Annotated in this window: 6 protein-coding genes and 1 pseudogene; 6 read left to right on the top strand and 1 reads right to left on the bottom strand. The window is 58.4% G+C overall.

Annotated features, from left to right (window positions below):
- The 6 genes and pseudogenes from BM222_RS39370 to BM222_RS39345 form a co-directional block, all read left to right on the top strand.
- Nucleotides 1-690 (top strand): pyridoxal-phosphate-dependent aminotransferase family protein (locus BM222_RS39370; RefSeq protein WP_143106208.1); only part of this gene is annotated, 690 nt, incomplete at its 5' end.
- Nucleotides 691-693: 3 nt separating this feature from the next.
- Nucleotides 694-1,516: pseudogene (locus BM222_RS39365) on the top strand (IS5 family transposase); the annotation flags it as partial.
- 45 nt (nt 1,517-1,561) lie between these two features.
- A complete protein-coding gene (locus tag BM222_RS39360; RefSeq protein WP_177243754.1) occupies nt 1,562-1,909 on the top strand; it encodes a hypothetical protein in 348 nt (115 codons plus the stop codon).
- 361 nt (nt 1,910-2,270) lie between these two features.
- Nucleotides 2,271-3,101, top strand: coding sequence for a Crp/Fnr family transcriptional regulator (locus BM222_RS39355; RefSeq protein WP_092239963.1), 831 nt, complete (start codon nt 2,271-2,273; stop codon nt 3,099-3,101).
- A 1,470-nt stretch (nt 3,102-4,571) separates the two neighbouring features.
- Complete coding sequence (locus tag BM222_RS39350) at nt 4,572-6,083, top strand: porin (protein WP_092239962.1); 1,512 nt, start codon at nt 4,572-4,574, stop codon at nt 6,081-6,083.
- A gap of 605 nt (nt 6,084-6,688) precedes the next feature.
- Nucleotides 6,689-7,576, top strand: coding sequence for a LysR family transcriptional regulator (locus tag BM222_RS39345; RefSeq protein WP_092239961.1), 888 nt, complete (start codon nt 6,689-6,691; stop codon nt 7,574-7,576).
- A 1,063-nt stretch (nt 7,577-8,639) separates the two neighbouring features.
- Here BM222_RS39345 and BM222_RS39340 read toward each other — a convergent pair.
- Nucleotides 8,640-8,891: ATP-binding protein (locus BM222_RS39340; protein WP_177243711.1), on the bottom strand; the 252-nt coding region annotated here is incomplete at its 5' end.

Below are 8,891 nucleotides of genomic sequence, written 5' to 3'. Positions count from 1 at the left end.
GCGCTCTACATGGTCGACACCGTGGCTTCGCTCGGCTGCATACCGTTCGAGATGGACAAATGGGGTGTCGACGTCGCGATGTCCGGCTCGCAGAAGGGCCTGATGACACCGCCCGGCCTCGGCTTCGTCTCCGCCAATGAGCGCGCGCTGGACGCGCACAAGAGCGCGAACATGGCGACGCCCTATTGGAGCTGGAGCGAACGCGAAGGCACCGAGCATTATCGCAAATATGCCGGCACCGCACCGGTGCATCTGTTGTTCGCGCTGCGCCAGGCGCTCGACCTCCTGCACGAGGAAGGCCTGGAGAACGCGTTCCGCCGCCACGCCTTGCTCGGCGAAGCCACGCGGCGCGCGGTCGGCGCATGGTCGGAGGGCCAGGTGCTGGGCTTCAACGTTGCCGAGCCGCATGAGCGCTCCAACACCGTGACCACGGTAACCATGACCAGTGGCCACGATCCCGCGGTCCTGCAGCGCTATTGCAAGGAAAAGTGCGGCGTCGTGCTCGGCACCGGCATCGGCGATCTCTCGGGACAGGCCTTCCGCATCGCCCATATGGGCCATGTCAACGCGCCGATGCTGCTCGGCACGCTCGGCGTCATCGAGGTCGGCCTCAACGCGCTGAAGATCCCGCACGGCAAGGGCGGCCTCGAGGCCGCGGTGGCGTATCTCGGCGAGCAGGTAGCGGCTTAGGGCGCTAGCTTCGGCATCCGCTCGGAACGGCAATTGATGGAGCGGCGGGAGTTCGACCTGTTGTTCCGCTGGTTTGTCAGTCTGGGCGTAGACGATCCGGTGTGGCATCACTCGACCTCTTCGAAGAATCGCGACCGGCTGCTCGAAGGTAAGATTTCCGCTAAGTTCATTTCGGCGGTACTGGCTCAGCCGAAAGTGAAACGACTGTTGTCGAGGATCACTTCTCGGCGGAGCGCACGCTGATCGAGGCGTGGGCTTCGGTCAAGAGCTTCCGCAGCAAGCATGGAGGCGACAACGACAGTGAAGGTCCGGGACGCAACGCTGAGCGCAGCTTCCACAACGAGAAGCGTTCAAGCGACACGCATCAAAGCACGAGGAACCGGCCATGGTCTTGGCGGTCGGCGGTGCCGTCAGCCAGGCCACCGGCACGGCCGAACGAGAGACGGCGCTGGCGTTAATCGATAGTCGTGATCGCAAACGCCGGCGGATCACGCTCGGCGCGGACAAGGCCTATGAGTCACGCAGTTCGTGCACGACTTGAGAGAACGATCGGTGACGCCGCACATCCCGATCGACGGACACCTCAGCAAGACCGGTACTCCGCGCAAGACGGCGGTCGACGCCCGCACCACCCGCCGCGCCGGCTACGAGATCAGCCAACGCTGCCGCAACGGGATCGAGGAGGTGTTCGGATGGATCAAGAGTTCCGCCGGTCTGGCCAAAGGTGAAGCTACGAGGGCGCGAGCGCGTGGACGCCGCCTTTACGTTGGTGCTCGTGGCCTACAATCTGATCCGTCTGCCCAAGCTGCTGGTGGTGCAGCCATGAAGCGTGCGGGGCAAATGGCGTGTCGTGGAAACGCCCGAGCACGACATGGCTGGGGCGAGCTCTTACATCCTGTTCGCAGCCAAAGGCTGCGAGTTCGCCATGGATTGCCCCACGGGGGCGATATATGGCCGTTGCGAAGGCGATGGCGTGGAATTCACGTGCGACGGCAGCGACGAGATGGAGCGCGCAAGAGGCCGTGGTTGGGCAGAAGAGCTCGCCGATGGTTCGCTCGAAGGCGAGATATGCCTCGAAGGCGGCGACGACATTCCCGTCATCGCGCGCCGATTGGTTACTTCTTCAACAGCCTGTTTGCGGAGTGCTCGGGGCAAGGGCACCGCTGCTGTTGCGAACGGTTATTGCCAACGCCGCAAGCAAGACAGTTTCATACGCTGACCGCATACTGATCACGACAGGCCGCGTTCATCTTCGTCGCCGCATGTGCTTGGACGCTGGTTCGGATATGCCTTGAACCGCTTCACTCATTGTGATTGCAAACACTTTGGTTTGCACGCCATCCTGCACCGCCGACGCAATAGCTCCAGTCCTTTCAACGGCGGGCCAGCAGAGAAACGCAGGTATGCACAACGAGGGGCTCGCCGGAATGATTCGACGGAAGCTTTTTCATCGCAGGATTTACTCGTCGAGAGCCGCCTCATTGCACAAATCGGCAACGGCGTGTTGATAAGTTAAGAATCAACAGTTCGTGAAGGAGTTGATCGGTAATATCCTCTTAAGAGAAAGACGGGCTCGCAGCATGACCGACCACATACCCGCCGTCCTTGAAGCGCTTGACGTCCCGGGCGCTGCAGCCCTCGCGCGGACCTCCGATGTACATCGGATGCTCCAGTGGTCCAGTGGGGTCCGCTCTCCAGCCCGGCGCTTCATCAAAAACGAAATTTTAGCGAAGATTTCGCTTCAAGGGCTCGCGGCAATGGGGGAATTTCTTGAGCCGATCGTTCTAAGAGAACGCATGGTGCTGCAAGAGCCGAAAAAGCCGCTCGACTGCGTTTACTTTGTAGAATCGGGACTTGTTTCCGTCAGGATTGTCGCCGCGGGAAGCGTCCTTGAAACAGCGGTTATCGGACATGGCGGAGCTATCGGTGCTCCGCTCTTATTCGGGCCGCATCTTGCGACGCATCAATCTGTTGTGCTCTTTCCGGGAAGTGCGCACAGAATTCGATTTGAAGATTTGCGACGCGTGATGCGCGAGCACTCCGAAATCCGAGAACATCTTCTCCGATACGTCCAGGCGCTGAGCTTGCACTGTGCTCAGACCGGGTTGTGCGGCGTAAGACATGATCGCGAAAGGCGGCTCGCGTGTTGGCTATGTCTGGCGAGCGATGCTCTCGATGCTGATGTGCTTCCGGTGACGCATGACTACCTCTCTTCTGTTTTAGCATTGCGCCGCGCTGGGGTGACGGAAACCCTAATCCGCTTTGAAGAACAAGGATTGATTAGCAAAGCTCGCGGCGTGTTGCGGATTGAGGAAGGCGCGTGCCTCGGGCAAAAGGCATGCAGCTGTTATAGGCTTATTACAAGCGCTTACGCCGCAACCGAGCCCGTGACATTGGCCATTGATCCATAGAGCCCGGTAGGAGCGGCGCGCTCGAGCATGTGTTGCCGTTCATTATGGCCGAGCATCGCCGACGGGCGTGGCGCATCTTCGGTTAACATGGACTTCACGCGGGGCTTACCCGTGCGGCAGGGTGCGGGAATACTTTCTCATTCGAAAGCCTAGAGGCGTAACGCTGCGGCATCTGAAATGCGCGATCCACGCACGCAAGCTAGCAGCTCATTGTGATCAGTCTGGCAGATTACATGTGACCGAGTGTTCCGTCATCAATTCCTGACCAGGTCGATCGTTACTTCCGGCGTGTGCGCCAGCTCGATCGCTGGGACGCTGGGAGCCGAATGCCGTTGTTTCGTTCGTCAGCACTGACGATCAAGTCTGTTAAGTTCAATTGAGATCAGGAGTCGGTACCATCGCGAGATCCTCGTCTGCTACTCGCAGAGTTCAGTCAAGTTGCGCGCGGTAGAATCGTGCGGATTGGGCGAGACGCGGCGGCTCTATTATGCATTCCGCGCAAGCTCCTGGACGCTATCGTCCCGTCAAGTGCTTTTCGGGCGATGGTGTTTTTCCGATCTTCCGTCTGGGCGTTGTTAATCTCTGGGTGATCGGCTTACAAAAGCGCTGTTCTTACGCAGAGCAAAACATCAGCCGGTCTTCTTACTTTTTGCCGGCCGATGCACATCGAATCCGCCGATCTTGAAACCAGAATAGCACCCGAGGCCGTCGAATTCCGTTGATCATTGGAGTGGTACGCCCGATGTCTTGAGGCAATGTTTAGGCGAGCCTCGATAACTTTACCGCAAGGCGGAATCAGTGTGCGTTAGATGGAAGGCGAACGAAGCAGGGCATAGAGTGTCATGCCAGCACCGCAATCCGGTGCTCAACGTCCGCGAGCTGTGCGAATTCCATGGGACGCGGGCGATCAGCGCACCGGCTCTTGGATGTTCGCCCCCCAATTCCGATGATCCACCATAGTTTCCGACGCTTCGCTCTTCCTCGCCAGTTGTTCTGCCCGAAACCAACTGGTCGTGTCTATTCGCATAGGCATTGAGACTTGACTTCTGTGGAACGCGCTGAGCGGGCGGACCAGATCTGCAACTCTGAGCACGCCTCTCTCGAATAGAGGCTTCAAGGCGCGCGCGAACGGAGTGCAATTCGACTGGGGCAAAATGTATCGGCTTGCGCACGTAACGTACGTTAAACTGGAGCTTCGGTACTAATCGTACGTTTATGAGGCGATTAGATCACTGTGCGTGAGCGCGGGCCACGCGCCTGTGCGTTTCGTACAAAGTTTTCACGCCGATACCGAACGCAATCTGTCAACGTAATATTGCGAGCGGCGGAATGGTCCGCACCGCGACGCCAGTGGTTCATCTAATACCCGGCGTTCGAGGAAGGCCCTGTCGGTCGAGAATGATTGGGGGCGAAGATGGTCGATCTATGGGGTGAGCGGCCGTCTCATGTGAAACATTTTGGAGGTCTGTTATGAAAATGGCAAAGAGCCTTTTTCTAGGTTCGGCGGCGGCTATTATCTCCTTCGGCGGGGCACAAGCGGCTGATCTCCCGATCAAGGCTAAAGCGGTAGAGTACGTTAAAATCTGCTCCCTTTATGGCGCTGGTTTCTACTACATCCCGGGTACCGACACGTGTATCAAATTGGGCGGCTATCTTCGCGCTGAAAGCGCATTCGGCACGAGCTACCATTTTAATACGCCGGACAGCGGTGTGGGTGGCGCGCGCAACCGGCTGAGCGAATATTACAGCTGGCGCGCTCGTCAGGACCTCGTAGTAGACACGCGTACTGCGACCGAATACGGTCTGCTCCGCACGTTCGCCGAGTTGGCCTGGACCTATACGGGGGGGGCCTATAGCGGAGCCGGCACGGGCGGGACGACGTATACGACAGGGATTGGTAACCAGGTCGCTCAAGGTACCCCCGGTCTCTATTACGCGTTCATTCAATTCGCTGGCTTCACGTTCGGCAAAGCGGCTTCCCAGTTCAGCACTCCCTGGGGCCAGTATGCGGCGAACTCGTTTGAGCTACCGGGCGCCGGCGGCTGGGACCCCGCGCTCCAGTTCGCCTACACTTTTGAGTTCGGGCAAGGCATCTCGGCTTCTTTCTCGGCCGAGGATCCGGTTTCCCGGAGCCAACTTGCTGCCTGGAACGTGAGCGCAGCGACGGTTGCGGGGCTTGCCACGGGGGCGTATGGGGCGAACGACTTCGGTGGTGCGAGGGCTCCAGACCTCGTTGCGTCCGTTACTGTTGACCAGGCCTGGGGTTACTTGAAAGCCTCTGTCGCTGCGCATAATAACCATGCTGCCTACTATGGCGCGACCGAGGTCACTAGATACCCAGATGATAAGTGGGGCGGGGCGGGTCAGCTGGCATTGTCGATCAAGAACATCCCGACTGGTGCTGGGGATACCATCAACATGTCAGCTGTGTATACGTATGGCGCAAGCCGTTACAACTTCCACGATTATACGAATGCACCTAGTTTCGCGATGTACGGAAGTACTGGTCTCGCGGGTGCTTACCAGAGTGTCGGACTCGCGGGTGTTTCCGACTCGGTATTTGTGGCTGGCTCTGGCCAGGAGCTGACTACGACGTTCGGCTTCAACGGCGGCTACACTCATAACTGGAATCCAAACTGGGCCACCAGCGTTTTCGGCGCTTGGTCTGCTGTGCGCTACAATGGGACAGCCAAGGGCTATATCTGTGGTGCGTTCGTCGCAGGCCTCTCACTTTCGACTGGATTTGGAGGCTGCAATCCCGATTTCAACTACGCGGTTATAGGTACGAGGACAGGTTGGACTCCGGTCAAAGGCCTGACCTTCTCTGCCGAACTCGCGTATACGATGCTGGATCAGAAGTATGCAAGCGGAAGCACGGTGACGTTGCCGCTGCAGACAGCAATCGCCAAGCCGGGTGCCACGTATGAGCTGAAGGACCAGAACGCTCTCACGCTACTGGTCCGTGCTCAGCGGAGTTTCTAACTCTCTCATCAACCAGTAAGAAGGAGAAGCAAGCGGTTCTACTGATCTGAGTTAACCTCCAAGAAGGCCTCCGGCATGCCCGCCGGGGGCCTTTTCGCAAGACAGGACGCGACATGGCGGCTTCACAATCACTTGGCTATCGCCAGCATCGCAAATACGAACAAAGAAGCGAGGAGAGTCGCTGCATAGCGATACGTTGTGTATCGCTCGCCGATGCTCTTCCACCGAGGGCTGCCCGCGGCGGTGGTTGCGATCCGCTGTAGCGCGTCGATCTGGATGGGAAGGCGCCCCGATGAGATCTATTCTGCCATAGCGGATGCCGCCGATGATCTGACCTGAAGGTGTGCTCCGCACAACGACAACGGCGAACTTACGATATTGTACAAGCTCGCCAATGATGAGCTGGTTTCTGTGTAGCTTAACCCCTCGGAAAGGGTTGTGGGACACCGGGAGCGCAGTGACGACCAGGCTTCTTCAGGCCGCCTCCCAAGAATGAGCAAAATGATCGCTGGTCCGCTCTGGCGATGCCTGATCGCAGGCAGTGTCGCGTAGAAACAGCGCATTGAAGGCTCAATCGCCACTATCTTTTTCAGAAAGTTCAGTCGATGGATTGGGAGCAGGTTCGAATATTCCTTGAAGTCGCACGCGCCGGGCAGATATCGAAGGCTGCCAAGCACCTGCAACTCAATCACACGACTGTAGCCCGTCAACTCACCGCATTGGAGAAGAATCTGAATGTCAGATTGCTCGAGCGTCACACCTCCGGCTCTAATTTGACGGCAGCGGGCGAGGCCCTCGCACTGGCCGCAAAACGAGCCGAAAGCGAGTTTCTGAAAGTCGGTGCGAGCATAGAAGGTGCGAATGAAGCGATCACGGGTACGGTGCGCGTTGGAGCGCCAGATGGACTGGGCAATTATTTTTTGGCCGAGCGCCTGGGAGCGCTTGCTGCTAGGCACCCTGGCCTTGTCATCCAACTTGTCCCGCTGCCGCGCACCTTTTCCGTGTCTCGGCGCGAGGCCGATATCGCGATCTCACTTGACCGGCCAAAGCAAGGCCGCCTGATCTTGTCGAAATTGATGGACTACACTCTCAGTATCTATGCGGCCGAAAGCTACTTGTCGCGCGAAGGTTCAATTCAGAGCCAGGCCGATCTGGCGTCGCGGCTGTTCGTGACGCATGTGGAGGACTTCGCATACAGTCGGGCGCTGGACTACGCATCGGTTCTGAGAAGGCTAATGTCACGACGCTACGAGTGCGGAAGTGTGGTGGCCCAGATAGAAGCGGTGCGAAGTGGCCATGGCATTGGAATTCTGCATGATTATGCTGCCCGGCGTTATCCGGAATTGCAGCGCCTCCTCCCCGAGTTACGAATCGTGCGAAGCTATTGGCTCACCGCTCACCCCGATATGCAGGACACGCGGCGCGTCATGGAGGTTCGTCGTTTCATAACAGCATCGGTAAAAGCCTCCAGATCCATTTTCGAATCGAACTGATCATTCCGTCCGACCTGAATAGCGTTCGTCTCGACGAGACTGTCCGCGACTTTGGACAGGTTGCAATTGAGATTCTGCGCGGAACGGCGGGAATGCAGCTACTCAACACTAATGCGACGATCATTGCATCGATTAAGCGAAAATTCTCACTACAGTAGGGGATCGTCGGCGAGATTGGAACGAAGTATTGCGCTTCGCAAGGGTGCACGAGCGTTTTGAGCCTGCACTGAAGCTTCTTGTAAATTGGCAGTGCTGAGGGGCGCCCTGAGGGTGTGCCTTGTACGGCAAGAATTTTGCTGCACGGGCAATCTATCTCAATCGGGAGGTGGAGAATGCGCGCTTATACTCGACACAGAGCTTCGATGGGCGGGTTCGCGATCTGCGGCGCAAAATTTGGACTTATCGTAAGCGGCAAAGAGATCCCGTCTGGCGGAGTGGGTCGGCGATCGGCTATCGGCTGCTGAGCCGTGAGCCGATGTGAGCTTCTATGTCTGCGCCTAGTTCTGGAACTAGAACCTTCCATATGATCGAAGCGGTCGCCGACCGTCTTGAGGGGGCGCCGCGGCAGCTTCGCCGACGGTGGTCGGACTAGTTTAAGGCCGCAAGTTGTGACAGAGGCGCTGGAGCCTGGGGCGAGCAGTTCTGCTGGCCGCCGGGTGCAGATGAATCCTGCGCAATTGATGGCCTTGGTGGATGGGATGGACTGGAAGCGGGTCCGGACTGCGGCGGTCAAGCCGCCGGAGATTGTTGGGTAAAAGCACTGCGGCGAAGTGAATCTGCGGCCTAAAAGGGCAAGAGTGCGCATTCCAGGGATGGTGATCAGGTGTTCCATGCGATGGTGATCACGGATTCCAGTGATCGTGATCAGGGCGGAGGCGAACACGGCTGACGGATTTATGTGTGCTGGAAATGTCCTCCTCGTCAAGGCTGGCGGGTTGGTTCGAAGATCGTTCCGGCGGTCCATGGGAGGGCCCCGTGCGCGGCGCGGAGTGCCCCCACGAGCGACGTAGCGACGCGCGCGGGAGGGGCCTGTGGGCCGGCGGGGCGATCGTGCGCGAGGTGCTCACGGTTTTTTCTTTTCGCCAGCCTGACGCCGTAGACTGTCGCCTTTGAGCTCGAGGCGGTGCGCATTGTGGATGATGCGGTCCAATATCGCATCGCCAAGGGTGGGATCGGCAATGACGTCGTGCCATTGCGACACGGGGACCTGACTTGTGATCAACAAGGACCCCTTGTCGTAGCGATCATCGACGATCTCGAGCAGATCGCGGCGCTGGTCGGCGGTGAGCGGTTCGGGTCCCCAGTCGTCGAGGAT

The sequence above is a fragment of the Bradyrhizobium sp. Gha genome, from assembly GCF_900113735.1.
In the GTDB taxonomy this organism is placed as follows: Bacteria; Pseudomonadota; Alphaproteobacteria; order Rhizobiales; family Xanthobacteraceae; genus Bradyrhizobium.
The sequence above is the reverse complement of the archived record's forward strand: the minus strand, read 5'-3'. Positions and strand labels throughout refer to the sequence as shown.

Coding starts and splice junctions, on each gene's coding strand:
- BM222_RS39345 (WP_092239961.1), top strand. CDS start 6,689: ATGGATTGGGAGCAGGTTCGAATATTCCTTGAAGTCGCACGCGCCGGG.
- BM222_RS39350 (WP_092239962.1), top strand. CDS start 4,572: ATGAAAATGGCAAAGAGCCTTTTTCTAGGTTCGGCGGCGGCTATTATC.
- BM222_RS39355 (WP_092239963.1), top strand. CDS start 2,271: ATGACCGACCACATACCCGCCGTCCTTGAAGCGCTTGACGTCCCGGGC.
- BM222_RS39360 (WP_177243754.1), top strand. CDS start 1,562: ATGGCTGGGGCGAGCTCTTACATCCTGTTCGCAGCCAAAGGCTGCGAG.